The 26626-nt window shown below is 40.4% G+C and carries 29 protein-coding genes; 18 read left to right on the plus strand and 11 right to left on the minus strand.

The features are described from left to right. Window positions 1-81: 81 nt before the first annotated feature. Complete coding sequence (locus FTT86_RS08880) at window positions 82-1092, minus strand: NAD-dependent epimerase/dehydratase family protein (protein WP_180181046.1); 1011 nt, start codon at window positions 1090-1092, stop codon at window positions 82-84. Between the two features lie 70 nt (window positions 1093-1162). On the opposite strand from FTT86_RS08880, the gene tusD reads away from it, so the two are divergent. The 4 genes from tusD to FTT86_RS08900 are packed head-to-tail and all read left to right on the plus strand — an operon-like array spanning window position 1163 to window position 2554. Continuing rightward, window positions 1163-1531, plus strand: a complete 369-nt coding sequence (gene tusD, locus FTT86_RS08885) for a sulfurtransferase complex subunit TusD (protein ID WP_004280211.1) — start codon at window positions 1163-1165, stop codon at window positions 1529-1531. Window positions 1532-1575: 44 nt separating this feature from the next. Further along, window positions 1576-1926, plus strand: a complete 351-nt coding sequence (locus tag FTT86_RS08890; protein WP_004280210.1) for a hypothetical protein — start codon at window positions 1576-1578, stop codon at window positions 1924-1926. A gap of 17 nt (window positions 1927-1943) precedes the next feature. Further along, entirely contained in the window at window positions 1944-2228 is a 285-nt protein-coding gene (locus FTT86_RS08895) for a DsrH/TusB family sulfur metabolism protein (protein WP_004646886.1), read from the plus strand. A gap of 14 nt (window positions 2229-2242) precedes the next feature. Further along, the gene (locus FTT86_RS08900; protein WP_004280207.1) at window positions 2243-2554 is read left to right on the plus strand and encodes a TusE/DsrC/DsvC family sulfur relay protein; all 312 of its coding nucleotides are present in this window, start codon (window positions 2243-2245) and stop codon (window positions 2552-2554) included. A gap of 146 nt (window positions 2555-2700) precedes the next feature. On the opposite strand, the gene FTT86_RS08905 is transcribed toward FTT86_RS08900, so the two are convergent. From FTT86_RS08905 to ybaK, 3 genes are all read right to left on the minus strand, one after another. Then, a complete protein-coding gene (locus tag FTT86_RS08905) occupies window positions 2701-3183 on the minus strand; it encodes a hypothetical protein (protein WP_180181047.1) in 483 nt (160 codons plus the stop codon). 69 nt (window positions 3184-3252) lie between these two features. After that, on the minus strand, window positions 3253-4449 hold the full coding sequence (locus tag FTT86_RS08910; protein WP_180181048.1) for a YncE family protein: 1197 nt from the start codon (window positions 4447-4449) through the stop codon (window positions 3253-3255). A gap of 251 nt (window positions 4450-4700) precedes the next feature. After that, on the minus strand, window positions 4701-5168 hold the full coding sequence (gene ybaK, locus FTT86_RS08915) for a Cys-tRNA(Pro) deacylase (RefSeq protein WP_180181049.1): 468 nt from the start codon (window positions 5166-5168) through the stop codon (window positions 4701-4703). Window positions 5169-6128: 960 nt separating this feature from the next. Between ybaK and aroQ the strand changes: the two genes are divergently transcribed. From aroQ to accC, 3 genes are read left to right on the plus strand one after another with little or no spacing between them, the layout of a single operon-like run. Further along, entirely contained in the window at window positions 6129-6584 is a 456-nt protein-coding gene (aroQ, locus tag FTT86_RS08920; protein ID WP_180181050.1) for a type II 3-dehydroquinate dehydratase, read from the plus strand. A 16-nt stretch (window positions 6585-6600) separates the two neighbouring features. Next, window positions 6601-7017: an acetyl-CoA carboxylase biotin carboxyl carrier protein gene (gene accB / locus FTT86_RS08925; protein ID WP_005107117.1), complete on the plus strand. Its 417-nt coding sequence runs from the start codon at window positions 6601-6603 to the stop codon at window positions 7015-7017. An 18-nt stretch (window positions 7018-7035) separates the two neighbouring features. Then, window positions 7036-8400 (plus strand): acetyl-CoA carboxylase biotin carboxylase subunit, encoded by a 1365-nt coding sequence (accC, locus tag FTT86_RS08930; protein ID WP_004646808.1) that lies wholly within the window; start codon window positions 7036-7038, stop codon window positions 8398-8400. Between the two features lie 56 nt (window positions 8401-8456). On the opposite strand, the gene FTT86_RS08935 is transcribed toward accC, so the two are convergent. Next, on the minus strand, window positions 8457-8900 hold the full coding sequence (locus tag FTT86_RS08935; protein WP_180181051.1) for a hypothetical protein: 444 nt from the start codon (window positions 8898-8900) through the stop codon (window positions 8457-8459). A 314-nt stretch (window positions 8901-9214) separates the two neighbouring features. On the opposite strand from FTT86_RS08935, the gene FTT86_RS08940 reads away from it, so the two are divergent. Continuing rightward, window positions 9215-10645 carry a diguanylate cyclase gene (locus FTT86_RS08940; RefSeq protein ID WP_180087315.1) on the plus strand — a complete coding sequence of 477 codons (1431 nt, stop codon included), beginning with the start codon at window positions 9215-9217 and terminating at the stop codon, window positions 10643-10645. Window positions 10646-10691: 46 nt separating this feature from the next. Further along, the gene (locus FTT86_RS08945; RefSeq protein WP_180087314.1) at window positions 10692-12182 is read left to right on the plus strand and encodes an amidase; all 1491 of its coding nucleotides are present in this window, start codon (window positions 10692-10694) and stop codon (window positions 12180-12182) included. A gap of 16 nt (window positions 12183-12198) precedes the next feature. Here the strand turns inward: FTT86_RS08945 and FTT86_RS08950 are convergent, their stop codons facing one another. After that, window positions 12199-13365, minus strand: a complete 1167-nt coding sequence (locus tag FTT86_RS08950) for an MFS transporter (protein ID WP_180181052.1) — start codon at window positions 13363-13365, stop codon at window positions 12199-12201. A gap of 379 nt (window positions 13366-13744) precedes the next feature. Between FTT86_RS08950 and FTT86_RS08955 the strand changes: the two genes are divergently transcribed. The 3 genes from FTT86_RS08955 to FTT86_RS08965 all read left to right on the plus strand — a co-directional run bounded on the left by FTT86_RS08955 (window position 13745) and on the right by FTT86_RS08965 (window position 17117). Then, window positions 13745-14881: a catalase family protein gene (locus FTT86_RS08955; protein WP_180181053.1), complete on the plus strand. Its 1137-nt coding sequence runs from the start codon at window positions 13745-13747 to the stop codon at window positions 14879-14881. A 171-nt stretch (window positions 14882-15052) separates the two neighbouring features. Next, entirely contained in the window at window positions 15053-16255 is a 1203-nt protein-coding gene (locus tag FTT86_RS08960) for an alpha/beta fold hydrolase (RefSeq protein ID WP_180181054.1), read from the plus strand. 226 nt (window positions 16256-16481) lie between these two features. After that, the gene (locus FTT86_RS08965) at window positions 16482-17117 is read left to right on the plus strand and encodes an SOS response-associated peptidase (RefSeq protein ID WP_180087310.1); all 636 of its coding nucleotides are present in this window, start codon (window positions 16482-16484) and stop codon (window positions 17115-17117) included. A gap of 41 nt (window positions 17118-17158) precedes the next feature. Here FTT86_RS08965 and FTT86_RS08970 read toward each other — a convergent pair whose 3' ends face one another. Then, window positions 17159-17305 carry a hypothetical protein gene (locus FTT86_RS08970; protein WP_004646799.1) on the minus strand — a complete coding sequence of 49 codons (147 nt, stop codon included), beginning with the start codon at window positions 17303-17305 and terminating at the stop codon, window positions 17159-17161. A 1613-nt stretch (window positions 17306-18918) separates the two neighbouring features. Between FTT86_RS08970 and FTT86_RS08980 the strand changes: the two genes are divergently transcribed. Next, entirely contained in the window at window positions 18919-19260 is a 342-nt protein-coding gene (locus tag FTT86_RS08980) for a hypothetical protein (RefSeq protein WP_004646794.1), read from the plus strand. 105 nt (window positions 19261-19365) lie between these two features. On the opposite strand, the gene FTT86_RS08985 is transcribed toward FTT86_RS08980, so the two are convergent. Continuing rightward, entirely contained in the window at window positions 19366-19641 is a 276-nt protein-coding gene (locus FTT86_RS08985; RefSeq protein WP_180181055.1) for a hypothetical protein, read from the minus strand. A 622-nt stretch (window positions 19642-20263) separates the two neighbouring features. Next, window positions 20264-20494 (minus strand): hypothetical protein, encoded by a 231-nt coding sequence (locus FTT86_RS08990; protein ID WP_004280185.1) that lies wholly within the window; start codon window positions 20492-20494, stop codon window positions 20264-20266. A gap of 252 nt (window positions 20495-20746) precedes the next feature. Between FTT86_RS08990 and FTT86_RS08995 the strand changes: the two genes are divergently transcribed. Further along, window positions 20747-21223 carry a CinA family protein gene (locus FTT86_RS08995; RefSeq protein ID WP_180181056.1) on the plus strand — a complete coding sequence of 159 codons (477 nt, stop codon included), beginning with the start codon at window positions 20747-20749 and terminating at the stop codon, window positions 21221-21223. A gap of 102 nt (window positions 21224-21325) precedes the next feature. After that, on the plus strand, window positions 21326-21946 hold the full coding sequence (locus FTT86_RS09000; protein ID WP_180087307.1) for an aminotransferase: 621 nt from the start codon (window positions 21326-21328) through the stop codon (window positions 21944-21946). Between the two features lie 65 nt (window positions 21947-22011). Here the strand turns inward: FTT86_RS09000 and prpC are convergent, their stop codons facing one another. Continuing rightward, window positions 22012-23151, minus strand: a complete 1140-nt coding sequence (prpC, locus tag FTT86_RS09005; RefSeq protein WP_180181057.1) for a 2-methylcitrate synthase — start codon at window positions 23149-23151, stop codon at window positions 22012-22014. 4 nt (window positions 23152-23155) lie between these two features. Further along, on the minus strand, window positions 23156-24040 hold the full coding sequence (prpB, locus tag FTT86_RS09010) for a methylisocitrate lyase (protein ID WP_005107135.1): 885 nt from the start codon (window positions 24038-24040) through the stop codon (window positions 23156-23158). A 230-nt stretch (window positions 24041-24270) separates the two neighbouring features. Between prpB and FTT86_RS09015 the strand changes: the two genes are divergently transcribed. The 3 genes from FTT86_RS09015 to FTT86_RS09025 all read left to right on the plus strand — a co-directional run bounded on the left by FTT86_RS09015 (window position 24271) and on the right by FTT86_RS09025 (window position 26530). Then, window positions 24271-24918, plus strand: coding sequence for a TetR/AcrR family transcriptional regulator (locus FTT86_RS09015; RefSeq protein ID WP_180181058.1), 648 nt, complete (start codon window positions 24271-24273; stop codon window positions 24916-24918). 113 nt (window positions 24919-25031) lie between these two features. Then, window positions 25032-25952 (plus strand): ornithine carbamoyltransferase, encoded by a 921-nt coding sequence (gene argF, locus FTT86_RS09020; RefSeq protein WP_004280178.1) that lies wholly within the window; start codon window positions 25032-25034, stop codon window positions 25950-25952. A 104-nt stretch (window positions 25953-26056) separates the two neighbouring features. Continuing rightward, window positions 26057-26530 (plus strand): hypothetical protein, encoded by a 474-nt coding sequence (locus FTT86_RS09025; protein ID WP_180087304.1) that lies wholly within the window; start codon window positions 26057-26059, stop codon window positions 26528-26530. The last annotated feature ends 96 nt before the right edge of the window (window positions 26531-26626 follow it).

Here is a 26626-nt window from a genome sequence, read left to right on the forward strand (position 1 = left end):
TTTAATCTATTGATTTAAAGTAATCGATCACAGTAATCATGTAAATGATAATTATTATCAAATATAGCTAAATACTTTTAATTACTGCCCTCTGAGCATATTCTGATAAAACAACCATTCATCCTCAAGCATCTTTCTGAGTGATCGCTGAGGTTGCCAATGTAGAATATTTCGCGCCTTTTCAATGTTCGCCCCCAATTGATCCATTTCCGCATGGGGATATGGTAAAGCATCCATGGTTTTGATTGCAGACTGGGTGACTTCAGCCAGTTGATCTAGCAAATCCTGTATGGAAATCAATTCACCGGCGATATTAAAGGCTTCACATTTTAATTCCTGCTGTTGCGACAACCATTGCAAGGACTTGATCACCGCATCACAACAATCTGCGACATGCAGAAAACTGCGTTCTACTGTGCCATCCGCAGTATGGGCCTGACGGCGTAATTCCAGATATTCACGTTGCTGTGCAGCGACCTGCATCGCCAAAGGCACAATATTTTTCGGTAAAGGTGGCACTGCTTCCCCCAGCACACCGTGTTCAAAGGCACCGGCGATATTGGATAGACGCAGGATCGCAATCCGCCATTCATTGTCAGTTTTGGCAGTATCCCGGATAATTTCCTCAACCATCTGTTGCGATTTGATATAGGGATTCGGATAAGTGAAGTTAAAAGGCAGATCTTCGCTTAAATCTGTGCCAGATTGTCCATATACCGCCAGACTGGATAAATGTACCAGATGACGCACTCCGGTACGTTGCATGGCACGCATGAGACTCATAATACAGCTGACATTATCATTATAATATTCAAGTGGTTTTAATACTGATTCTTCCAGTGATTTAAAACTTGCGGTATGTACCACAGCCTGAATCGAATGCTGCTCAAAGACTTTATTCAATGCTGGGGTATTGCGAATATCAATCTTGATAAAACGTACGTACATGCCGGAGATAAATTCAAGACGCTCCAGAGTCTGTAAGTTGGCATTGGCCAAATTATCGACCACAATGACCTCTAGTCCTTGTGCTAACAGACTTAAAGCAATATGTGAGCCTAAAAAGCCTAATCCACCCGTCACTAAAATCATTTATACTACCTACTTTCTGATGAAGCCAAGATCAATCTGTTGCTATTGATCAAGCCTGTAGTGAATTTCGATGAGCACCTTAATTCTTGTTACCTCCGCACCGACTTCCATTTATGCCTGGCATGCCCTGGGTTTGGCTCAGGCCTTGCAAGATAAACAGGAAGCATTCCGTGTATTCTTCTATCAGGACGGCGTATCGGTCGCAAATGCACTGCAATGGGTACCCGACGATCAACGTCATCTTACACATGCATGGCAAGCGCTACAGATTCGCCTCCCGGTCTGTGTAAGTGCAGCATTGGCACGTGGAATTACAGATCTGGACAATGCTCGACGTCACAATATTCAGCAGCATAATCTGGCAGATGCCTTTGAATTGGTCGGTTTAGGTGAACTTGCCGATGCTGTTCAGTCCTCACAACGTCTCATTCAATTCTAGATGTTTCATTTTTTAGAATGTGTTGCTTTTCCAAGGAATCTTGTGTGAAATCTGTACTTGTTATATTAACCCAAGCCAATCTGACCAGTCTGCAGGTGCATGAAAGCCTATCGGCTACGATGGTCCTGGCAACTTTTGGCGCAGAAGTTAAAGTCCTGCTACAAAGTGCTGCCCTCAGTTTGCTGCATTCAGACCTGCAATTTGACCAGGTGCATCATGCATTCAAACTGGCATCAAATATGGTCGACAGTTTCGAGTTTTATGATCTCACTCCGATTCTGATTGAGAAAAAAAACCAGCATTCCTCATTTGTGGCACAGAGCGAACAAGAAATCGAATTTATTGAGCTTAATTCTGAATTTATTCAAAGCTTTGATCATGTGATGTATTGGTAAGGAACAAGGATATAAAAATGTCAAATCACACACTTTATCTGATCCAATCCAGCTATTCGGCAACAGCGCAGATCCTAGAGCAACTGGCTCAAACTTATACAATGGGTGATCAGGTCGTGCTGATGGGTGAAGCGGTTTTGCTGCTAGAGCATTCATTTCTTCAAAGCTTGCCGAAAATTCACATACTGAAAAATGATGCGGAGTTATTAGTACAGCCTTTGCCTGATCAGATAAAGCTTTTGAATTATGCGGATTTTGCAGATCTTTGCCTCGAGTTTAATCGCTGCATTTCAATGAAATAATAAATGAGTTAGATATGAATTTAGAATTGGATCAAGATGGCCATCTGGTTGACTATACCATCTGGAATGAAGAAGTCGCTCAAGTGCTGGCCGATAGTCTGGAACTGAGCTTAACTCCTTGGCATTTTGAAATTCTGCAAGCGGTACGTCAGTTCTATCAGCAGTTTGGTCATTCACCAGCAACACGACCACTGATTAAATTTTTAATGAAAACTGTCAGTGCCGATATCAATAATGCCATGCTTCAAGAAAAGTTTAATACTGGTCTGGTGGCCCGTCACTTAAGCCGTTTGGCTGGTGTACCCAAGCCTGCAAATTGTTTATAAAGGTGTACCCAAGCCTGCAAATTGTTTATAAAGATACTTAGCTTTCTATAGTGTGTATTTAAAGGCCCAGATCATTTTTTGGGCTTTTTTTTATGAGAGCAATTTTCAGACTGAGAATAATGAAAGATACAGCTGGATCTAATTCGTCAAGTTCGAGTTTGTTCTAATACTCGCAACGCCCGATGCAATTCATGATCCATTTCAGGCAGAACTTTAATCAGAAACTCAATTTGTGCTTTCGCTTCGGCCTTGCTCACCAGTTGGGCCTCTACCAGTTTTTGCTGCTGACTGATCAACAAACTGACTTGTTGAGGATTTGGTCGTTGTCCCTCACTTAAAGCGTTAATGATCTGAGTAAAGTCCAGATATAACTGTTCTTGTTGCTTTGATAATTCGTTTTGCTTTGCAACCGTATCGTTCTGTTTCTTCTTCGTAGTTTGACTATTCTCAGGAGAGTTAACAGATATATAGCTTGCCGATTTTTCAACTGGCAGGACCGGATCAGAATGGGTCTGATCAGTAAAATTCGTCCGATAGATTTCTTGTCGTACCTGATAGCCAATACCGGCTAAAGTCCCAAACAATAGCAATCCGAGCATTACATAGAACAGAATTGTTTTATCATTCATTTTTATGTCCTCAGCTCAACAAAGACAACCTTTATCAAAAAGCTGTCTTTTTCGCTAATCGACGATTGACTACGGCGTTGACCAGTCTGCTGGTGCATAACTAATCCGAACGCGTTGTGGATGATTTCCTACCGGTACACTCAGCACTTTATTGCCTGTGGCAAAATCAATCACTGTGACTACATCTGTTTCACTTTCTGAAATTACACAGCTACGACCATCCGGGCTTCGCGTTGCCCAATAAGGTTTATCTGCAGAAATCAGTTTCCCGGCTGTCAGTGTTTTGCGATCTACAATCGTAGCGTAGTTATCCATGGTACCGGCGACACAGAGCTTTTCACCATCAGCACTGATTGATAGGCCATGATGACGCGAATCATTCACCCATTTTGTCCGGTCTTTCGGGATACTGTCACTGCCAGGGAGCTGTCCGATCCGGCTAATCTTGTTCTGATTCAGATCGTACTCAATCAGCCCATTAAAAAATGAAACCTGGGCATACAGTTTGGTTTCATCCTTACTAAATACCATTGGTCGTACTGAGTTGGACAAATCTTTTCGACCAAATGCATCCAATGCAGGCCTGAAATCGATTTTTCTTACCACCTGATGCGTATTGGCATCTGCGATAGCGATAAAACGCTTACCTTTAGTAAAGTCTTGCCACTGTGCATCCATCGAGGTTTCCACATTGCCGATAGCAGAGTTCAGTATCTTGTTGCCGCTATCGAAGTAAATATTTTCATGCGGTTTGTCGCCAGTACTGAAACGGCCTAACTCTTTACCGGTATGGATATCCAGTACATGCACTACATTTCCTGAAGATGCAGATACGGCGACCCGCTGCCCATCTGGTGATACCGCCATATGGTCAGCACGGAAGCCTTCTACAGGCGTCCGCCAGTTAATCTTGCCGGTTTTGATATTAATCAATACCACATCGGCGAAACTTGGGCGTGATGCAACGACTGACTGCCCGTCTGGTGTCGAGTACATATCATCCACCAACTGATCATTGCCTTCACCGGCTGTGGTCTGAATATAAGTGTAAGCAATCAGCTTGATTGGATTCAGGTGAATTTCTTTAAGGCGCTCTTTCCGGTCAGGAATCATGTTAATGACGCCAATTTTGCCAAAATCACCCGATGGACGAATCACGGTTACCGTGCCATCCAAGTTATTTCCGACAAAGAAAACCTCCTGTGAATTGGCAGGTGCAGCTGAAGGTGCAGAAGCTGCCTGTACACTCGGCAACGCAGATAGCATCTGCCATTGCAGATAGTGTCAGACAGAACCGTGGCCATTTTTTATTTCGAATTTTCATCCATTATGCTCCGCATAATAATTTATATTTTTGTTTTCATTCCTTGTTGTGTACACAGTCAGGCTGTGTTTTAACTTATCTAATATACAAACGTATAAAATGATTTACTGTTATTTCTGACCAAAAAATATGCAGCTATTTTAAATCTCTCACTTCAGGTTCTATGAATTTAGGTGATCATCGTACTTCGATCTTATGTATCCAGTACATCGACAAACTGTGCATTGAGCACTTTGGCAAGATCGGTCGGCTTTAATCCAAGATCCAAACCTCTTTTACCACCACTGACATAGATCTTATCCAACTGTTCTGCACTGGCATCAATCACCGTTTTTAATCGTTTCTTTTGACCAATGGGACTGATTCCGCCAACCAGATAGCCGGTCAAGCGTTCTGCATGTTTAGGATCTGCCATCTGGAGTTTTTTACATCCCACGGCCTGCGCTACTTTTTTCAGATTTAACTGATGATGCACTGGCAGAATTGCGACAAAATATTGTTTTTCATCCGTGACTAATAAAGTTTTAAAGACTTCTTCCACCGAAAGCCCCAATTTCTCAGCAGCTTCTATCCCGAAACTTTTGGCATTGGCATCATGTTCATATTCGTGAATGCTGTATTCGATTTTATTGGCTTTTAATAGTTTGCATGCAGGTGTCATAGAAAGTCTGGTTTGAGATGAATCGCATGATTATATAAAAATTAGCTCAAGAAGTTAATTTAGATGAGGCAACTACAGAGCAAATTTTGCTTTAAGCCCGGATTCCGCTTCAATCAGATCTATTTGGTTCAATCTTTACGCTCTTCAATACTTTTAAACTCTTCTGCAAAGAAGATGACGAGCAAAATATCAACAAATGTATGTGTTTTTGCCACTATCTAAGCGTTAGACGATTAATGGCTTCATTATGTAGAAGGCTTGAAGATGAACACATTCGTCATTTCATGCGTCTATAAATACGAGGCATATAAGTCGAGCGTTTTATCTTAAACCCGCTGAGATTTAACCTTTATCTCCGGAAGAAGAAATAGATTCTTGTACAGTGTCTGTCATGAATACTTGAATTGAAAATGATGTAATTAATTCCAATATATTCGAAGAATAGACCTAGGAAAATCCAAGTACAATAAGAGAAAATATCATTAACATATTGTCTTATCTTATATTTTTAAATTTTCATCAAGTTTTGAGAAAAGGTCGATAGCTTATATATAAGGAGGATAATCAGCACAAATCTAAAGTCCGAATGTAAAGAGTTTTCTATGCTCTAGAAGTCGAACATTGTAGTAAAATCAGCCAGACAACTCTTGTTCAAAACTAAAAATATCACTAAAAGGAAGAATTTAGCGTTAACATGAAGATTACAGTTACATAAAGGATATTAACTGTTTTTGCCAATTGGGTTTACAATGAAAATAATCTGAATACCCAGCGAATTGTAATTTTTTAACATTGCCAAATCTCTGCAAAGTTTTCATTATAGCGCCACTGTTTGCTATATGCTTTCTACGTTAATTCAAAGAAATTATAAATAGTAATGTAGAAAATCATGCAATAATAAGCAGAGTTTGCAGACATCTTGCAAACAAAACCCGATACTTTTTAATTGGAGCATGCTGGATGAGTTCGACCATTTTGGTTATTCATGGACCGAATTTAAACTTGCTTGGGAAGCGCGAACCGGAAGTTTATGGTCACCTTAGTCTTGACAATATTAACCAGCAGCTGATTGCTCAGGCCCAACAAGCTACATTACAACTCGAAACTTTCCAGAGCAACTGGGAAGGTGCCATTGTTGACCGAATTCATCAAGCCCAGCAAGACGGCATTCAATATATCATTATTAATCCAGCAGCATTGACCCATACCTCTGTTGCTGTTCGCGATGCCCTCCTTGGCGTTGCCATTCCTTTCATTGAAGTCCATCTGTCTAATGTGCATGCACGTGAGGCATTCCGACATCATTCATACTTGTCCGATAAAGCCATGGGCGTGATCTGTGGTCTAGGTGCAAAAGGCTATGCTGCTGCCCTCGACTATATCATTGAAAAAATACAACCTTCTACACAATCTTAATTAGGAATACTGTCTCATGGATATCCGTAAAATCAAGAAACTCATCGACTTGATGATTGAATCTGACTTACAGGCGATCGAAGTTAAAGAAGGCGATCAATCGATTGCATTAACTCGTCGTAATCCAGTGGTTGCAGCAGCTGTTCCTGCGATGCCTGCACCAGCAGCCGAAGCGCCAGCAGCAAAATCTCCTCGCGGTGCTGTTGAAACTTCACCAATGGTCGGCGTGTTCTATGCAGCACCAAGCCCAGGTGAGCCGACCTTTGTTAAAGTTGGCCAGACCGTTTCTGCAGGCGATACGCTCGGTATTATCGAAGCAATGAAAATCATGAACCCGATTGAAGCAACTCAAAGCGGTGTGATTGAAGAAATTCTGGTGAAAAATGGTGAAGTGATTCAATTCGGTCAACCACTTTTCCGCTACCGCGCTTAATCACCCCGGGGATTTATAATGTTGCAAAAAGTTTTAATTGCAAACCGTGGTGAAATTGCGTTACGCATCACCCGGGCTTGCAGAACTTTAGGGATCAAAACTGTAGGTGTCTATTCTGACGCAGACAAGGACCTGATGCATTTACGTTTCTGTGATGAAGCAGTATGTATCGGCCCTGGTGCGAGTAGTGACAGCTACCTGAATATTCCTGCGATTATTACAGCTGCTGAAATTACCGGCGCAGATGCCATCCATCCTGGTTATGGATTCCTCGCTGAAAATGCAGAATTTGCAGAAATCGTAGAGAATTCTGGTTTTATCTTTATTGGTCCGCGTCCGGAACATATTCGTTTAATGGGAAACAAGGTTTCTGCCATTATTGCCATGAAAAAAGCTGGTGTACCAACAGTACCAGGCTGCGACCATGCCGTAACAATCCACAATGCGATGGCTGAAGCGAAAGAGATCGGTTTTCCACTGATTGTAAAAGCTGCTTCTGGTGGTGGTGGTCGTGGTATGCGTATCGTAGAAAATGTCGATACCCTGCTTGAATCTGTTCAGGCTGCACAGCGTGATGCGGAAATGTGGTTTGGTGATGATACGGTGTATATGGAACGTTTCCTGCAAAAGCCACGTCATGTCGAAGTGCAAGTACTGGCTGATGGTAATGGCCATGCGATTCATCTGTATGATCGTGATTGTTCACTACAGCGTCGCCATCAAAAAGTACTGGAAGAAGCGCCAGCACCGAACTTACCAGAGCAAGCACGTGCTGATATTCTAGAAGCCTGTGTGAATGCATGTAAGCTGATGCAATATCGTGGTGCAGGTACATTCGAATTCCTGTTTGAAGATGATGAGTTCTTCTTCATTGAAATGAATACGCGTGTTCAGGTTGAGCATCCGGTGACTGAAATGGTCACGGGGATCGATATTATCGAACAGCAATTGCGTATTGCTGGCGGCTTAGGTCTCGATATTCAGCAAGAAGACGTCAAGGTTTTAGGACATGCGATTGAATGCCGTATTAACGCAGAAGATCCATCGACCTTCCTGCCTTCACCAGGCAAGATTGACAACTTCTATGCACCAGGCGGCGCAGGTATCCGTTTAGATTCGCATGTTTATCCAGGCTACAGCATTCCACCGTATTATGATTCGATGATTGCCAAACTGATTTCGCATGGTAAGGATCGTGAGACGTCTATTTCTCGAATGAGAAATGCTTTGGAAGAAATGATTTTGACTGGCGTTAAAACCAATATTCCTTTGCATAAAGATTTAATCCTTCAGGATAAAAACTTCTGCAAACAGGCAATGGATATTCATTACCTAGAGAAGCATTTGTTAAAGCAGCTTGAAGGTGCTGAAGACAAAGCTTAAATCAAAGCTCATAAAAAAACCGCTGTCATTCAGCGGTTTTTTTTATTGTTTGCAATTTAAGGCAATACGCGTCTGAGCACAGCAAAACATTGTTCGGCTTTTTCATTGGCGCAGAAGTTAATGGTATAAGGGTTTTGCCATTTCACAAAATATTGCGAAATTTCACCAGACTGATCCACCTGATTGCCTGAACAGTCTTTTTCATTATTGTCATATTTTACTTGCAGAATCAGCGCTGGAATCTGCTGCGAAGGATCCTGTGCCGGCTGATAGTCATATAGCCCCGACGTCCACTCATTGCCACTTTTAATCACCACATTATTATTGCCTTTAAAATTATAATATTCGATACATTTTTTATTATTCGGGATTTCCATTCCCCACAATCCGACAATTTCCGGACGGGTTTTCACAGTAAATGTATTTGGGATTTCAGCAGCTTTAGCAGGAGCATTCACTGGTTTTTTATTTTCTGTCGCCATTAGCCAAGGTGAGCTCATGAGTAAGATAAGGCTAAGACATATTTTTTTCATATTTACCGGCATCTTGTTAACAATTGATTCTAAATTATCATATTTTTTGGGATCGTGTCCCGCTCTAACGCAATTTCAATACAGAGTCAGAAATTATTTATCACATTGTTTAAAAACATGGATTTCCTTTCTGACTTTTTTTGTATATATTTCGTATATAAGAATCTTAATAGTTCGCATTAATAACAGATTAATCAAACAATAAAATTATATTTTGGGTCAAACTTAGTTGCTGAACAAAGTGATCATTCACACTTAAAAATTTGAATAGGATTTTAAATTTGCAATTAGCTCGAATAACAGAACAACAATTAAATCATGAAACCTATGCTTATTTTGTCATTGTTTTCGCTGTTTTAGTCTGTTGTTTTATTGGGATCGCAACCAGACCAATTGAGTATCTGGCCTTATTGTGGCCGGCCAATGCTGCCTTGTTAGCCCTGTTCTTACGCTTTCCACATTTAAATAATATGGGAGGTTGGCTCGGTGCATTCAGTGCTTTTATGTTTGCAGATCTGGTCACCGGGAACAGCCTATTACAAAGCCTGTTTCTTACCCTGTCTAATCTGATCAGTACTATTGTCTCGATATTTTTTATTCGATATTTCAAGATTAATTACAAATACTATAATACCGGTTATACCTTCGTTCATTTATTTGGCATCTTCGCTTTTGCAGGCTGCCTGGCCAGTGCGGCTTTTGCAGTTATCACCTTGCCCAATCTACCCAATTCATTCATGACCAAAGAAAATTTATGGATTGATTTTGGTCTGTGGTGGACCGGTGAAATGGTGAATTATATTGTGTTTCTTCCTTTAATCTTGGCATTCCCAAGAATAAAAGACATGCAGTACTTATTTAAAAACCGTCGTCAAAAACGTAATTACTTCAGCTATTTTTTACCTGCATCTTCAGTCGTGGCCTGTGTCATCATTACCAATATTTTTGCAGGCCCGGGTGCAATGCTCTACCCTCTGGCTGCACTGATCTGGGCTGCGTTGACCTATCGCCTGTTTACCATGACCATGATCAACGCTTTTGTGATTATCCTGACCTATTACAGCCTGACGCGGTTTTATGCCACAACGCATGACACCTTGGCAGATTCTACGATTTATATTTCGCTCCGGATCGGGCTGTTTATGCTGGCCTTATCGCCGCTTATTCTTTGTATTATTAGTCAAAACCGCAATGAGCTGTTTAAACGGGTTCTCTATCTGGCCAATCATGACAGTCTGACCCGCACCATGAATCGTCATTTCTTCTTGCAGAAAGGTGAATATTTACTGCAATATGCCAAGACGATGGAATTTTCAGTCATCATGCTGGATATTGATTATTTCAAACGCCTGAACGATCATTTTGGTCATCATGTCGGTGACAAGGTGCTGCAACATTTTGCGGAAATCATTCGCTGCAATTTACGTGCTGAAGATCTTTTTGCACAGATTGGTGGAGAAGAATTTGTACTGCTACTCTGGAATACCGAACCATCAGAAGCACGTCTTATTGCAGAACGGATTCGTGATCTAGTGGAAAAAACCCCGATGCATCAATCAGATGGCTCGTCCCTGTATATTACCGTGAGTGTGGGCATCACCCATCAAAATGAACCCAACTCCCAAGACCTGCAAAACCTGATCAATATTGCAGATCAAGCCTTGTATCAGGCCAAACATCGTGGGCGAAATCAGGTGGTGCTTGCATCTTGAGCCTAAATGATCTACAACCTTGAAGCAGCAACACTAGGGAATGGCAATGAAATTTGAAGAATATCTGCAATATGACGGTTTAGGACTGGCTGATCTGGTCGCCAATAAACAAGTACATTCAAGTGAACTTTTATCTGCTGCACTAGAGCGTAGCTCAATTGCCAATCCCGAGCTAAATGCAATTATTATTCCGATGCATGAGCATGCATTGAAACGGAGCCAGCAAAATCTGTCCGGACCTTTTGCCGGTGTGCCTTTTCTGGTTAAAGACCTGTTTCAGGAATATGCCGGTTATCCAACTTCTTATGGTTGTCAGGGCTTAAAACGGATTGGTTATATCGCCGAGACCAATGCCGAGATTGTCAATCGCTGGGAAAAAGCCGGGATTGTGACTTTTGGACGTACCAATACTCCTGAATTTGGGATTAAAGGTATTACTGAACCAGATGCTTGGGGCAGCTGTAAAAATCCGTGGAATTTACAGCATAATAGCGGCGGCTCGTCCGGTGGTTCCGCTTCTGCCGTGGCTGCCGGAATTGTACCAATTGCGGGTGCTGGTGATGGTGGCGGCTCGATACGTATCCCCGCTTCCTATTGCGGCCTGTTTGGCCTGAAACCGAGTCGTGGCCGCACGCCTTGGGGACCACAAATGAGTGAAGCCATGCATGGCGCCGCGATTCAGCATGTACTGACCAAAACGGTACGGGATAGTGCTGCAATGCTGGATGCCACCCATGGTGAAGATCATAGTTCACTGTTTAAGATTCAGCGTCCACAGCATCATTATCTGGATGTGATTCAGCAACCGCCAAAAAAACTGAAAATTGCGTTTAGCACTTATTCTACGATTGGCACACCTGTTTCCCAGGATGCCATTAAAGCCATTGAACAAACAGCCAAATTGCTAGAATCTTTGGGCCATGAAGTGGTCGAAGACCGCCCAGCCATTGATGGCATGCAACTGGCCAAGGATTTTATTACCACCTGGTTTAGCCAGTTTTCATTTATGCTGAATGAAATTCAGAAAGGCTATCCGTCTAGATCGAATGATTTTGAACTGGACTCTTTAGCGCTGGCAGCTTTTGGGGCCAAAACCAGCGCGATTGATTATATCCAGAACCTGAATAACTGGGGTCAATATGTAACCCAGATGAATCATTTCTTTGATAATTATGATCTGTACCTGACGCCTGCAACGGCGACAGTGGCGCCAAAAAATGGTGAGGTCAAAACACCAAACTGGCAGAAACCGATTCTTAAAGCTTTATTGAAACTAAATAAAGCACATTTGCTGGCGCAAGGTAAACTGGTCGACCAGATTGTGAAAGAAAATCTGAAATGGGTGCCTTTCACGCAACTGGCCAATATTACCGGACTCCCGGCGATGTCTGTACCGCTGTACTGGAATGAACAAAACCTGCCGCTCGGTTCACAGTTTATTGCACCATTTGCCCGTGAGGATCTACTACTACAACTGGCAGCCCAATTGGAGCAGGCACAACCGTGGTTTGGGCAATACGCCAAAATCCGTATTTAATGTTGAGATAATATTTTCAAGCCTGTTTTTGCAGTTCGACTTTATTTGGCAATCCGAAAATCAGTAACAAGCCAAGCAAGGTCAATGCTGCAGCAGCGATAAAAATAGATGTGCCGCCGACTTGATCCCAATAATGGCCGGCCAGAATACTGCCACTCGCCACACCAATGCCCCACATCGTGCTATATAGCGCTTGTCCACGCCCTTGCTGCCCTGCAGAGAAGTTCTGAAAAATCACCCGCATCGCGATCATATGAAATAAACCAAAACTTAAAGCGTGAATCGTTTGAGCAAAAAACTGTGCCATGAATGAAGTAGGAAAGACCCCGACGATGAACCATCTTAATCCGGTCATCAATAAGCATAACGTGACCAGATGGCGCCATGACCAGCGTGTCAGAAAGAACGTCGCATAGGCAAACATGATGATTTCCGCAATGACCCCGACTGACCAGAGCAGCCCAATCTGGCTGGTGCTAAATCCCGCCTGACTGAGATAATTGCTATAAAAACTATAAAACGGCGCGTGTGAAAATAGCAGAATCAATTCGATCAGGAAAAAACTATACACCACTGGGCGTTTGAATATTGGCCATAGGGGCTCGAGCTGTTTCTGGGCGGTAGGTGCCGTCGTGGGCTCTTTAATGGTAAATGACCAGAGAAAAGCCAGAAATGAAATACACAGCAACAAGACTGGCAACATGCCGATGCTCATAATTTCAAAGACGGCGCCCAAGCCGAATACACCGATAATAAAGCCGACAGATCCCCATTTTCGTACTTTGCCATACAGTTCTGCTCTTTTTTCTCCGAGCCAGAACAAAGTCACGCCTTCAAACTGTGCCAGAATGGCATTCTGAAAGAAACTGAAAATCAGCATCAGTAAAGCTACAGATTGAAAGCTATTGGGAATAATAAAAATCATGAACCAGATACAGGCTTCCATCCAGGTGGCAATACGCACCAGCAACATGCGTTTACCGGATTTATCTGCAATCCAACCCCAGATCAACGGCGCAAAGAATCGGGTAACAATCGCAATAGAAGATAAAATCCCGATTTCCTGATAATTGAAGCCTTGATCTTCAAGATACAGACTCCAAAAAGGCATAAATGCCCCAACAATCGCATAGTAAAAAAAGTAAAATCCACTGAGTCTATGCTGGATTACTAGAACTGGCATTGATTTATATATCCTAATATTTTCAAAATTTTAAACTCAATAAATTTCTATAGCACTGTATTCGACGACTCTTGATTTTGCTACGAGCATCTCGCATTAGTCTAAAAATAAATTTTCATAAGTTTATGGATAAATTTTGCTAAAGTAAAAAACTCTGTGTTGAGTTAAATTAAAGTAAGAACATAAATCGTCTTCTATATTGAGCACACGACAAAGAGTGGAAACAGTTTTAGGAAGGAATTGGATGGACTTAAAATCTGAAGATCAATAATTACACAGACATTATTATTGTTTTATGGCTAAAGTATGTCCAAAGAATTTTCAGTTCATAGGCTAAAAAATTAAAACTAACTCTAGCTTTATAGCAAGGAGAAAATCAATGCCTAACTTTATAAGACCTATATGCTCGGGTCTAGTTTTCTCTTTAATGGCAATAAGTATTTGTAGTGCTGCATATGCTAACGCTTCCCCTATAGCATCTAACTCTTCAAAAGATAATATTCATCCCAATATAGATCATCATTTAAGTGAAAGTCTTTATCCTGATGAAGCAAATATAACTGAAAAAATCGCAGATATAATTGAGATATCGATTCGGAAAGAATATTCCACAGGTATCGCGCTACGTGATGCCCATCCCAAAGCACACGGTTGTGTACGCGCAGAATTCAAAGTAGATGAAGCTCTTCCTAAAAACTTGGCTCAAGGTGTTTTTCTTCCTGGAAAAACATATCAAGCCTGGATTCGTTTCTCTAATGGTTCTAAAGATGCCCAACAAGCAGATATTAAAAAAGATGCCCGTGGCATGGCGATAAAACTTTTAGGAGTACCGGGAGAAAAGCTTTTAGATGATGAAACCTCTACTCAAGATTTCATTATGATCAATCATCCTGTCTTTTTTGTGAATGATCCAGTTCGATATATGTCATTTATGCAAGATATAAATAGCGATAGATTTTTTAATAAACTGCATATTCCTTTTGCATTAGGAGCTAAAGGAACCTGGATTGCCTTAAATACGAGGAATAAAATTTCTAATCCTTTGCAAACTAGATATTGGTCTATGGTGCCCTATCAATTAGGAATAGGCACTGATCGTCAAGCTGTAAAGTATTCAGCTCAAGCATGTTCGACAGTGACAGATCCTCTTCCACATGCTCCGCATCATAATTTTCTAAGAGAAAAATTGCGCAAACATTTGCAAAAAAGTGAAGCATGTATGGAGTTTCTGATACAGCCTAGAACATCAAACACCATGTCAGTCGAAGATTCCATGACTGAATGGCAAGAAAGTGAGGCGCCTTTTTACAAGGTCGCAACTATCCGCATTCCTCAGCAAGTTTTTGATACACCTGAACAAAACAAGTTTTGTGAAAATCTCTCTTTTACACCATTGCATACACTACCGGAGCACAAACCTCTGGGAGTAATAAACCGAATGCGAAAAGTGATTTATGATCGTATTAGTGAGGTTAGACATGATATGAATTCTACTCACAGATCAGAACCACATTAAAATATAAGTGCTTATATGAAGTTATTAGCTAAACTAAAATAACCTGTTGTACTGCTCATTCGCCTTAACTTAAAAGCTTTAGTTTACAAACTCTGTGCAGAGTTAATTTAGAAACATAAATAAAGCTGCTACATTAAAAATGACATTATAAAAAGGAAAATGGTTTCAGCGATGAAAATTAAATCTCCTATTATTAAATTAATCATGAGCTGTTTATGTTCAGGTTCAACATATGCAATAGCCTCTCCTCCACTTCCCGATAACAGCAAAATCCAAACATCTAATATTTCTGAAAAAATACTGGGTACAATATTATCTCTACAAGAACAAAATACTGATCTGTTTACGAATGCCTCACAACGTTTCTTAATCAATTATCGCAGTCGTGGCACAAAATCCGAGCCCATCGTCACTTCAGGCTATATCCTGTTACCTAAAGGCAAAGTCCCTAAAGATGGATGGCCTGTTCTGGCTTGGGCGCATGGTACAACTGGCGTTGCTGATACATGTGCACCCTCTGGCGATTATATGGGTGGGCCAGTCCATGTCTATCAACAAATCGCAGCTAAGGCATTGAATGCCTGGCTCGCTCGCGGCTATGCAGTCGTTGCACCTGATTATCAAGGTTTAGGCACTCCGGGCGGTCATCCTTATATGAATGCGCGAAGCCAGTTGCATACTGTCGTTGATGCTGTACGAGCGATCCACCATTTAAAGCCTTATAACTTTAGTAAAAATTGGTATGTTATGGGTCATAGTCAAGGAGGTGCAGCATCTCTTAAAGTTGCAGCGTCCGGTCAAAAAGATGCACCTGAATTTGATCTTCGCGGGGCAATTGCACTGGCACCAGGCGGTTATCAATATGAAGGAATCGCTGAATATGTTGCTAGCAATTCGCAAATCACGACTGATGTCGCCGCATTTTTTCCAATTGTGCTTTTAGGAGCAGAAGCTGCAGACCCGATGCTTGCTCCAGCAAATTTAGTTAGCCTAGAAATGGGAGAAATTCTTAATCATGCACGCAGTCGCTGTTTGTCAGAATTACAATCGGACCTAAAACAAGCACCTAAGACTGTCTTTAAATCAAATGTAAATCTGGCACCTTTGACAAATTATTTAAAAGAACAGTCTATTGAGAATATGACACCGACTGTGCCGGTTCTGCTGGTACAAGGTGAGAAAGATCAACTGGTCGATGATCGTGGTACTTATGCTTACTATCAGCAGGTATGTACGAAGCAGAAATCTATCGCCTTCCATCTCGTCAAAAATGGAGATCATCGTGATTCCTTAAGACAGAGTGAATTTCTAATTGGAAACTTTATCCATTCAGTGGAACAAGGGAAAGCTTTGAACACCTGCCCTACAAAATAACCCGGTGAGCTTTTGTATTTAATCATTAAAAACTCAAATATTTTAATCTTCATATTTATAGAATAGTCCTTTAAAGGAGCACTATTCTATAAAGAGGATAAACTAATATTAATCCGTATTCTTACTTTCTGTTAAAACTATACTTACGATTTCGAATTGTTTTGAGCCCATCATTTTTATACTTTAATTCTTTAGCAAATAATAATTAGAATGAAAGAGGTTATTTATGTGCTCGAACTATGAATTTCCCTCAAAAAAACGTCTTTCCTTATTAGATATTCATGAAGAGCAACTCGAACTGGGCATGAAACCGCATGTTTATCCTTTAGCGCCAGCCCCAATCATTATGCGCGGTGCTGATGAGTTTGAGCTGGATATCGCACGTTTCGGACTGATTCCAGCCTGGGCGAAAGAATTGAGATATGGCCGGCATACCTATAATGCACGGACTGAAACAGTGGCATCCAAACCGAGTTTCCGACATGCCTGGAAAAACAACCAGTTTGCTTTGGTACCCGTCGATACATTCTATGAACCTAAATATATAGACGGTAAATCGCACTGGTTTGGCATTTCACGTGAAGATGGCAATCCTTTTACCGTGGCGGCGATTTATGATGACGCACACATTGATGGTGAGAAAATCAGATCATTTTCGATGCTGACCATAAATTCAGATCAACATCCCTTTATGAAACAGTTTCATGACCCGAATGACGAAAAACGCTCGATTATTGTGATTCCGGAAGAATCACGACATGACTGGTTGCACTGCGATCATGAACAAGCCCATGAATTTTTCTTTGAAATGAAAGATGAATTTATTGCAAAGCCTAGAGATCAAGGTTTATCGGGAAATTAAAAAGCCCTAAACCAAGTTAGGGCTTCGTCCATATGAAAAAGCTATTTTTGCTCTCTCAATGGATTTTCCGGTTCTGCATTGGGTTTTTTCTCTGGTTTGACATGCTTATAAGATGCCTGATTACCTTTATCGTCATTCGATTCTTTATGGGGATTTGATTCTTGCTCTTGCTCTGGCTTATTTGTCATATGCATCTCCTTCATATATCTATTAAGAGATAAATATGACATCTGCTGCTAAACATCAATGTTATTTATGTTGCACATTCAGTTTTTTTAAAAGACAAACTTTCCTTCAAGTGCTCTTTTACATTTCACAATTCCTGAAGTCCATCTGAGCAAATAAGCTGTTCAGCCTGATCGTAGATGGTACAGCAAAGAATATGAATTCGCGTGCGAGCCGATATCGAATACATGAAATTTTCTAAGCTTATCCACTGCCGGAAAAAGTCTTTTCATTTCAGTAAAACCTTTAGGATGCTTGGCCTTAATCAGTCAATCCCCACCAGCTAATGCAGTTTCAGCCTGTGGCCTCTTTTGAATTGCTTCAAGAATTCGAGCATGGGTGATCACACGCATAAATTTTATTGTATTCCAGTTCTAAGCAGCTAAGAATTTATCAAAACGTAATCCTATTGATCCTATTGAAATGATTCTTTTATAAAGTATTCCTTGTGAGAAATTATGTTTAGATCCAAAAATTTCATCAGTAAAGAAAAACCCCGCCAACTGATGATTGAACGGGGATTGATCTTCATTAATATGTCTGATGATTTGGCACATTATTCAATATTTTTCAAGCAATCACGACACTGTTTGACCTCATCATGGTCACACGTGTAGTTAATTTCAGTCGCACCATGAAGACCAAATAAACAAAATATAAATTGCATCATGTTTTTCTCCTGAGTGTAAAAAGCTCAATCCAGGATCAAGCTTTATTGCTTTAAATATAGAATGACTCAATACAAAATGATTGGATCAGCGATCTAGAACAACTTCAGTACTCAGCTCTGTTTAGCCTTTAAGTAAAATTGAAGCTTTTGGGGCTAAGTTCGTACAGGCTCTTCAGCTTGAGTCGTCTGATCCTTTTTACAATGATCACTTTTACAATGCTTGCTGCTCATCATCTGACACATTTTCTCTTTGCAAGATTTAAAACAACAGCCGACCATCACGCCCATGCCAAATGCGCATATACATCTCATCATAGCTTTGTCCTGTCTTTTCGTGAAAAGAGATATATAAATAACATCTATTCATGTATCTCTCCTGAGTGAATTTTCAGGCTTTATGTTGTGTATGAAAACTTATGTGAAAGAGAGTGAGCAAAAAATACAATCAGCAAAGAAAAAACCAGATTTAAGACGGAAAAGAAAAAGCCTGTTTAACTCTCCTAAATTAAACAGGCCCTATAATGTGCTGATTTTTAATTATTTTCATTAAGTTCTTAGAATGACGCCAAGATATCACTAGCCATGCAGCCAATCTGTGTAGGATATATAGATGCAATGTTTCAAAATATGAAAAAACCATTACTTTTGTTAATTAAATGACTATAATTTATCCAAAAATCTTTTTAATGGGCAAATAAGACGATTAAATAACCAAAACCCAAAAAGAATTGCTAAACCTATAAATGAGAATAGGTTAATTCAGATTTGTAGGAGAAAATTCCTTATTTCAGTCAATATCGGATGTTATGAATGTTCAATGTCTCATAAAGTTTATAGATCCCTGCTTTCTTTTTAGTCATTTCTCTCTATAATTTTTCATATGAGCAATAACAATATTTTGGCAGCATGAAAAATCGCATACTAATTACTTTATTGATGAGTCTGGCAATAAGCGGCTGCCAAAAACAGCAAGCAGAGAGTGCAGCAGAAGCTGATGCAAACATTAAAGTGCAGTTTGAACAATCAGATAATCAACTGAGTGCTTATCTGGACAAACTTGACTCTTCAACAATTAGTCTGGAAGAAAGAACACGTATCCTGTGTGAACAATATCCTAAAGAATATAAAAATAACTATATGCCTGCCTTGCTAAAACTTGCACCCAAGGAATATACAGAAAAAGAGTTGCTCACCGACCTAGACAATGCCTTGAATTTCTACAAGCTAAAAGCCAATATTCAGTGTTAATAAATACTTAGTCTAATCGTGCAATGAAATATAAAAAAAACCGCCTGAATCAGGCGGTTTTTTTATGAAGAGCATATCTCTTAAAAAAGATTAACGCTGTGGCTTTCACTGATCTTGTTGATTACGTGAACGTTGTTGTTGCTGGTTACTGTTTTGCTGTGGCTGTTGTTGCTGTTGGCCTTGCTGGTTTTGTTGCTGCTGGTCGCGCTGTTGCTGGTTGTGTTGACCACCCTGCGGCTGTTGTTGTTGCTGGTTATTTTGTTGCTGATTTGGGTTTTTCTGGTTGTTTTGTTGACGCTGCTGATCTTGATTTTGCTGTTGCTGTTGCTGTTGCTGTTGCTGTTGCTGTTTCTGTTGGTCTTGCTGTTGATTATTAGCCATGGTGGTATTCCTTACTATTTGCTTTAAATTAAAAGCCGATAGGTTTCGACTTAATATCTACTCTACGCATTTTTCAGATTTCGCCAACCTTTAACCTGTTACAGATTAATTCAATGTAAAAAATAGTAAGATAAGTACTTGAAGTGGAGATTAATGCGCAACATAAATTACCTGATATAATGCAACAGAAACATAATGAAAGACTTTATAGGTCAAAAATTTATTATCCAATAAAAGGAATAACTTAAGTCCTATTTCATATATAGGAAAATTTTTAATAAAATTTAAAAAGCGTTATTAAACAGAACCACTTAATAACTATACTATTGATATTTATAAATATAAAAAAACAAATCTAAATCTTCTATATTTTTAAAAAATTAAATAAAACATTAAAAATACAATTCTTTTTGAATGTTCTTAACTGTGAGGAAATACGATACTTAACATGACCTCACCAATAACAATTAAGCTGTTTCGAATTTATCTTGACTTTAATTCAAATAGTTTTAGCTATTACTTTGGTATTAACTTAGGTCAAATCATTGTTTGTAATTATATTTATTAATCTATTTATAATAAATAAGCCTCTTTAAAAGAGGCTTATTCTATTCAGTTTTTATTAGATATTGACTACTTTGACGATAATCGTTTGAGTATCTTCCTGCTCTTCGGCCAGATGCAAACGTTTAAGCTCTTTGCTTTTTACTTTGAACTGTAAGTTCTGATAAGAAATTGTGCTTGGTATCTGATCAAAATATTGACCATCAGCGTCAATTTCTTCCTGAAATAATGGTGTACCCAATTGATAGTCAAGACTTTTTAAGACTACATATTTTACTGTGGTTTTCATTCCAACACCCTACTTTCACTAAGCACTTTATTTTTATTTTTACCACTGTTCCGCCTGAGAAGAAACCTCTATTTTTGAAAATAGCCCAAGCTTTAACCATTCAGATTTTGCGATCAGATCAACATGAAATTACACTAATCTATGAAAAAAATTTTAACTTTCATAAAAATATAAATATACTTGGAGTTGATCGACAGAAAAAATCTGTCTAAATTGATCTAAAATCACTCCCACAAAGAAAATATAGAGACTATGATAAAAACCTGTTGCGGCTTACTCGAAGAGAAAAACATAAAAATTGCCTGTATCGAAAGCGCAAGTTCTGGATATCTCAGTAGCCAGTTCTCCATTTGTAAAGGAGAAGGTGCCGAAATTCTGATTGGTGGTTTGATCTGTTACGATGTAAGTGTCAAGACTTCAGTATTGGGCATTTCCAAGAATCTGATCAATAGTCATACTGCGGAATCTATGCCGGTAACAGTTGCTCTGGCGGAAGCAGGTAAAAAAATGTTCCGTGATGCTGACTGGATTATCGCCTGTACAGGGTTACTTAAACCAGGTGGTAGCGCGACACCAGAGAAACCGGAAGGAACATTTTTTGTGGCCATTAATGACGGCACGCAAATCCATCAGTTCCAGTATTATCTCAAAGGCTCGCCACTTGAACGCCTCAACAAACTGTCAGCTGTGGTTGCACATGACATGATGAATCTGTTGAATAACAGCTAAGCTTTCAAAGTTACTGTATAGCCTGAATAAGCTTCATTATTTCTACCGTATTTTAAGATAGATTGGCATGATCAAATGCCAATCTATTTTTTTGAGGGTGGAATGACCATGAATATTAAAACTGCACTGCTCCTGCTCCCTCTGAGCTTGCCCACTCTGGCTTTCGCTACCGTAGGCGGTCCACAAAATATTGAAGTTCTAGGCTATGAAGTCAAAGAACAGAAGCTTTATATCATGCGTCATTATCTTGATGGTCGTGGACGCTTGCCTCAACTATATTATTATAATTTTAAATCCCAAAAACCAAATCAACTGGTTCAGGTCAATTCCTTATATATCAATCCTAAAACCAAGCGCATCGATTATGATCAAGACAGTCGCAAGTTTGATCAGGACATTGCCAAAATCAAAAAACGTTTAGTTCCATTAAATCCAATTCAAAAATCAAAACTACAGCTTAAGGTGTTAAAGACAAAAAAAGGTAGCGCGCCTGCCTGGCATGATCCTCAGGAAAAAGTGCCAAAATGGACCTATCAATATCAAGTAAAATCCAGCTTACAAAAAAGTCCGGTTCAGCAAGCAGTCAGTTATCAGCAAGGCTTGAAAATTAGCCAGGCCTATAAAGTTCCGAAACAGAATAAAACCCTGGTAATAGTAAAGTATCTGGGTATTCCTTTTGAAACAGGTTATAGCATTGAAGATCCGGCACTGTTAAGTCGATAACAGAATTCACTAAAAAAAATAAGGTCTCAATTGAGACCTTATTTTTATTCTAGGACATTTACGGATCAAGCCGCTGTAGAACGCTCAGCGATTGGCACTACTTTACGTAGTTCTGGACCGGTATAGTCCGCGCTTGGACGGATAATACGGTTATCTGCACGCTGTTCCATCACATGCGCTGCCCAACCTGTCACACGTGACATAACAAAGATCGGGGTAAACAACTCGGTTGGAATGCCCATGAAATGATAAGCCGAAGCATGGAAGAAATCCGCATTACAGAATAATTTCTTCTCACGCCACATGACTTCTTCGCAGCGCACTGACACTGGATAAAGTACGGTATCACCGACATCTTTGGCTAAACGCTCCGACCAGACTTTAATAATACCATTACGCGGATCATTGTCCTTATAGATCGCATGACCGAAGCCCATGATTTTTTCTCTACGTTCCAGCATACCCAGCATTTCACGTTCAGCTTCTTCAGGCGACTTCCAGTTTTCGATCATGTCCATCGCAGCTTCGTTGGCACCGCCATGTAGAGGGCCACGCAAGGAACCGATTGCACCGGTAATACAGGAATGCATATCTGACAGCGTTGATGCACACACACGAGCGGTAAAAGTCGAAGCATTGAATTCATGCTCTGCATACAGAATCAAGGAAACATTCATTACCTGTTCATGTAGCTCATTTGGTTTTTCACCATGCAGAAGATGCAGGAACTGTGCACCAATCGAATCATCGTCAGTATTTTCTTCAATACGTACGCCGTCATGACTATAACGATACCAGTAACAAATGATTGCCGGCAAAGTTGCCAAAATGCGGTCTGCGATATCCTGTTGCTGCTCAAAAGACTGCTCAGTTTCAAGATTGCCCAGCATGGAAACGCCAGTACGCATCACATCCATTGGATGCGAATCCGCAGGAATACGCTCAAGGACTTCTTTTAATGCCTGAGATAAAGTGCGCAAGGATTTCAGTTTGGCTTTGTAGGCAGCCAATTGCTCTGCAGTCGGCAATTCTCCGAAGAAAATCAGATAAGCGACTTCTTCAAACTGGCAATGTTCAGCCAGATCCTGCACGTCATAACCGCGATAGGTCAGACCTGCGCCACTTTTGCCTACTGTTGAAAGTGAGGTTTTACCTGCCACTTGTCCGCGCAATCCTGCGCCAGTGAGTACTTTTCCTTCAGCCATTTTTTTAATTCTCCTGTTTAAACAGTTTATCTAATGTGTCTTCGAAGCTGTGATAATCTAAAAATTCGTAGAGTTCTTTTCGTTGTTGCATAATATCCAGCACATTTACCTGAGTACCATGTTCGCGCACCGAACGCATCACTTCAAGTGCAGCTTTTTGCATTGCACGTGTCGCTGACAATGGATACAGCACCATGCCAATACCCTGCTCAGCCAGTTCATCTACCGTATAATAGGGTGTATCACCAAATTCGGTAATATTTGCCAAGACTGGAACACCGACCGCATCACACACTGTACGGTACATGGTGATATCGGTCATCGCCTCAGCAAAGATCGCATCTGCACCCGCTTCAACACAGGCAGAAGCACGATCAATCACTGCTTGCAAGCCTTCTTTTTGTAGCGCATCGGTACGCGCCATCACCACGAAGTTTGAATCGGTTTTCGCATCTACAGCCGCTTTGATACGATCGACCATTTCCTGCTGCGATACGATTTCTTTATTTGGACGATGACCACAACGCTTCTGTGCCACCTGATCTTCAATATGAACCGCAGCGGCTCCTGCAGCAGTCATCTGTTTGATCGTGCGGGCAATATTTAATGCACCGCCCCAACCGGTATCGATATCGACCAGCAAAGGTGTATCCACACGCTCAGTGATCCGGCGTACATCTTCAAGAACATTATCTAGGCTGGTCATGCCCAGATCAGGCAAACCATAAGAATAATTCGCGACACCCGCACCTGATAAATAAATGGCTTTATAACCGACCTGTTTGGCCATCATGGCAGCATAGGCATTTACTGTGCCCATAATTTGCAATGGTTTCTCGACTTCAAGCGCTTGTCTAAATCTTAAACCTGCAGACATTTGTTCTGTCATCTTCCTTTTCCACAGTCTTGGCTATAATTATTGAAATTCGAGTATACTCATTTGGCTTGCTCATTCCATAACCCGATAGAACAAATACTCTAAAACTTTAGTCAAATTTTTAAGTTTTGCTTTACCTAATTAGCAAATAGCGCACTTATCTGGCGCAATTATGAAATATGTGCATATATTTGCTATGATGGCGTTTCAATCTCTATTGACATGTTGATGTACTATCTCCTATGCAAGACCTCGCCCTAGAACCGCTCGCCAAAGATCTGCCACAGACCAAACGTGGTCATGAGCGTTGTATTGCGCTGCTGATCAGTGCAACCGAGCTATTTCTGGAACGGGGTTATGATGCTGTGTCTCTGGATGATATCGTCCAGCATGCCGGTGGCTCTAAAGCCTCTATTTATAAGTACTTTGGCAATAAAGAAGGCTTGTTTAAAGCCATTTGCGATTATCGTCGTATCAAGTTTTTTGAAGATATCAGTATTCCGATCGAACTGATGGCACTGGATTTTCGTAGTTATTTAGTACACACGTTGCTTAATTTTTATCACCAGATTATGCAACCGGAAAACTCGGCCTTTATGCGTCTGGTGCTGGAACAAAGCCAGCGTAATCCTGAACTTGCTCAGCATATTCATGAGCGAGGCCCAGTGCATGTGCAAAGTGCCATTGCCAAGGCTTTAGAACAGGCAGATGCGCAAGGTTTATTGCATTGCGAAAATCCACAATATTCGGCGCAGCTGTATTTCGGTATTTTGCGCAATCTGGAATGGCGTATTCTGATGGGAATTCCGGTACAGGAAGATGATCAGGAAATCGACAAATACATCAGTTATTGTGTGGATCGCTTTTTAGACGGTCATCAAAAAGTCTAGTTTTTTTGCATTTTTCATTGCTTATAGTATATTAGCCGATTCCGTATTTTTTCTTAAACTAACCAACAACTGATTGTTGATCGAGTTTTTCGGCAATTATTGTGGAGTAACGAATGGCTCTCCGTCACTTTCTCACCTTACGCGATTTATCAACTTTAGAACTTAACCAGATTTTGCAACGCGCAATTGAGCTTAAGCGCAAACAGCATAACAATGAAGTGTTCCAACCATTTGTGGGTAAAGTGATGGGCATGATTTTTGAAAAATCCAGTACCCGTACGCGTGTTTCGTTTGAAGCTGGCATGAGCCAATTTGGTGGTAGCGCGATTTTCCTGTCTTCACGCGATACCCAGTTAGGTCGTGGTGAACCGATTGAAGATTCTGCACGTGTGATTTCAAGCATGCTGGATATTGTGATGATCCGTACTTTCGGCCATGATATCGTGGAGCGTTTTGCATCTTATTCAAAAGTTCCAGTGATTAATGCGTTGACTGATGACCACCACCCTTGCCAGTTACTTGCTGACATGCAGACCTATGTAGAGCAACGTGGCTCAATCGAAGGTAAAACTGTTGCCTGGATTGGTGATGGCAACAATATGTGTAACTCTTATATTGAAGCTGCACATATGTGGGGCTTTAATCTGAAAATTGCAGCGCCAAAAGGCTATGAGCCACAAGAAAAATTCCTGTCTGAATTTGCCCATTGTGTGGAACTGGTTCCTTCTGCTGAAGATGCAGCGGTGAATGCTGATCTGATCGTGACTGACGTTTGGGCAAGCATGGGCCAGGAAGAAGAACAAAAGATCCGTGAAAAAGCCTTTGCAGATTATCAGGTGAATGAACGTCTGATGGATCTTGCACATCCGGATTGCTTGTTTATGCACTGCTTGCCTGCACATCGTGGCGAAGAGATTTCAGAAAATCTGCTTGACCATAAAAATGCTGTGGTTTGGGATGAAGCGGAAAATCGCCTTCACGCGCAAAAAGCCTTGGTTGAATTTCTGATTAATGAAAATCTGAAAAAAGACTAATTTTTTAAGATGAATCTTCACAAATTAAGCACCAATCTCTGGTGCTTTTTTTGTCTCAGCTCTTATAATCATTGTTGAAATGGAATAAAAAGTGATTTTATACAATGCAAAAAAAATATTGGGCTTTGGCACTCTTGACTGGTTTTAGCAGTGCTGCCTTACCGGTGCATGCTTCTGAATTTGACCAATATCTTCAAGAAAAAAATATTATTGACAGCAAATTTAAAATTCAGAAAAAAGCTGAACTGAATGAATTACTCGCAGTGCTCAGTGCAGAAGATTCCAGAACTTTACCGTTGCAGATTGATCAAAATACGATTATTGAACAATTACAGTTAAGTGCCAATAAAACCACACTGAAAGGCATGATCATCACGCCCGATTTTAGCCAGTTTGAAAAAGACCTGGGGCGCAAAGAAGTGATGAAAGTCATTCGCAATAATCTGCTCAATAATTGTGAAATTTTCTTTGAACATCGCTATCAGATTGAGAACCCATACAAGGTTGAACTCAGCCTGAACTCGCAGACACAAACCTATAAAACTGATATTTCCCAGAAAGATTGTAAATTAAAATAATCTAACTAAATAAGACATCAAGTTTGATTTGAAATTAAAAAATCCAAAAACAAAAAAAGGTAGCTGTGGCTGCCTTTTTTAATAAGGTTTACTGTT

Source organism: Acinetobacter sp. YH01021, from assembly GCF_013420255.1.
GTDB lineage: Bacteria > Pseudomonadota > Gammaproteobacteria > Pseudomonadales > Moraxellaceae > Acinetobacter.

What these genes read in the sequence shown, in the direction of transcription:
- FTT86_RS08880 (WP_180181046.1), bottom strand. Translation starts at nt 1,092, where the DNA reads ATGATTTTAGTGACGGGTGGATTAGGCTTTTTAGGCTCACATATTGCT.
- tusD (WP_004280211.1), top strand. Translation starts at nt 1,163, where the DNA reads ATGAGCACCTTAATTCTTGTTACCTCCGCACCGACTTCCATTTATGCC.
- FTT86_RS08895 (WP_004646886.1), top strand. Translation starts at nt 1,944, where the DNA reads ATGTCAAATCACACACTTTATCTGATCCAATCCAGCTATTCGGCAACA.
- FTT86_RS08900 (WP_004280207.1), top strand. Translation starts at nt 2,243, where the DNA reads ATGAATTTAGAATTGGATCAAGATGGCCATCTGGTTGACTATACCATC.
- FTT86_RS08905 (WP_180181047.1), bottom strand. Translation starts at nt 3,183, where the DNA reads ATGAATGATAAAACAATTCTGTTCTATGTAATGCTCGGATTGCTATTG.
- FTT86_RS08910 (WP_180181048.1), bottom strand. Translation starts at nt 4,449, where the DNA reads ATGCTATCTGCGTTGCCGAGTGTACAGGCAGCTTCTGCACCTTCAGCT.
- ybaK (WP_180181049.1), bottom strand. Translation starts at nt 5,168, where the DNA reads ATGACACCTGCATGCAAACTATTAAAAGCCAATAAAATCGAATACAGC.
- aroQ (WP_180181050.1), top strand. Translation starts at nt 6,129, where the DNA reads ATGAGTTCGACCATTTTGGTTATTCATGGACCGAATTTAAACTTGCTT.
- accB (WP_005107117.1), top strand. Translation starts at nt 6,601, where the DNA reads ATGGATATCCGTAAAATCAAGAAACTCATCGACTTGATGATTGAATCT.
- accC (WP_004646808.1), top strand. Translation starts at nt 7,036, where the DNA reads ATGTTGCAAAAAGTTTTAATTGCAAACCGTGGTGAAATTGCGTTACGC.
- FTT86_RS08935 (WP_180181051.1), bottom strand. Translation starts at nt 8,900, where the DNA reads ATGAGCTCACCTTGGCTAATGGCGACAGAAAATAAAAAACCAGTGAAT.
- FTT86_RS08945 (WP_180087314.1), top strand. Translation starts at nt 10,692, where the DNA reads ATGAAATTTGAAGAATATCTGCAATATGACGGTTTAGGACTGGCTGAT.
- FTT86_RS08950 (WP_180181052.1), bottom strand. Translation starts at nt 13,365, where the DNA reads ATGCCAGTTCTAGTAATCCAGCATAGACTCAGTGGATTTTACTTTTTT.
- FTT86_RS08955 (WP_180181053.1), top strand. Translation starts at nt 13,745, where the DNA reads ATGCCTAACTTTATAAGACCTATATGCTCGGGTCTAGTTTTCTCTTTA.
- FTT86_RS08960 (WP_180181054.1), top strand. Translation starts at nt 15,053, where the DNA reads ATGAAAATTAAATCTCCTATTATTAAATTAATCATGAGCTGTTTATGT.
- FTT86_RS08965 (WP_180087310.1), top strand. Translation starts at nt 16,482, where the DNA reads ATGTGCTCGAACTATGAATTTCCCTCAAAAAAACGTCTTTCCTTATTA.
- FTT86_RS08970 (WP_004646799.1), bottom strand. Translation starts at nt 17,305, where the DNA reads ATGACAAATAAGCCAGAGCAAGAGCAAGAATCAAATCCCCATAAAGAA.
- FTT86_RS08980 (WP_004646794.1), top strand. Translation starts at nt 18,919, where the DNA reads ATGAAAAATCGCATACTAATTACTTTATTGATGAGTCTGGCAATAAGC.
- FTT86_RS08985 (WP_180181055.1), bottom strand. Translation starts at nt 19,641, where the DNA reads ATGGCTAATAATCAACAGCAAGACCAACAGAAACAGCAACAGCAACAG.
- FTT86_RS08990 (WP_004280185.1), bottom strand. Translation starts at nt 20,494, where the DNA reads ATGAAAACCACAGTAAAATATGTAGTCTTAAAAAGTCTTGACTATCAA.
- FTT86_RS08995 (WP_180181056.1), top strand. Translation starts at nt 20,747, where the DNA reads ATGATAAAAACCTGTTGCGGCTTACTCGAAGAGAAAAACATAAAAATT.
- FTT86_RS09000 (WP_180087307.1), top strand. Translation starts at nt 21,326, where the DNA reads ATGACCATGAATATTAAAACTGCACTGCTCCTGCTCCCTCTGAGCTTG.
- prpC (WP_180181057.1), bottom strand. Translation starts at nt 23,151, where the DNA reads ATGGCTGAAGGAAAAGTACTCACTGGCGCAGGATTGCGCGGACAAGTG.
- prpB (WP_005107135.1), bottom strand. Translation starts at nt 24,040, where the DNA reads ATGACAGAACAAATGTCTGCAGGTTTAAGATTTAGACAAGCGCTTGAA.
- FTT86_RS09015 (WP_180181058.1), top strand. Translation starts at nt 24,271, where the DNA reads ATGCAAGACCTCGCCCTAGAACCGCTCGCCAAAGATCTGCCACAGACC.
- argF (WP_004280178.1), top strand. Translation starts at nt 25,032, where the DNA reads ATGGCTCTCCGTCACTTTCTCACCTTACGCGATTTATCAACTTTAGAA.
- FTT86_RS09025 (WP_180087304.1), top strand. Translation starts at nt 26,057, where the DNA reads ATGCAAAAAAAATATTGGGCTTTGGCACTCTTGACTGGTTTTAGCAGT.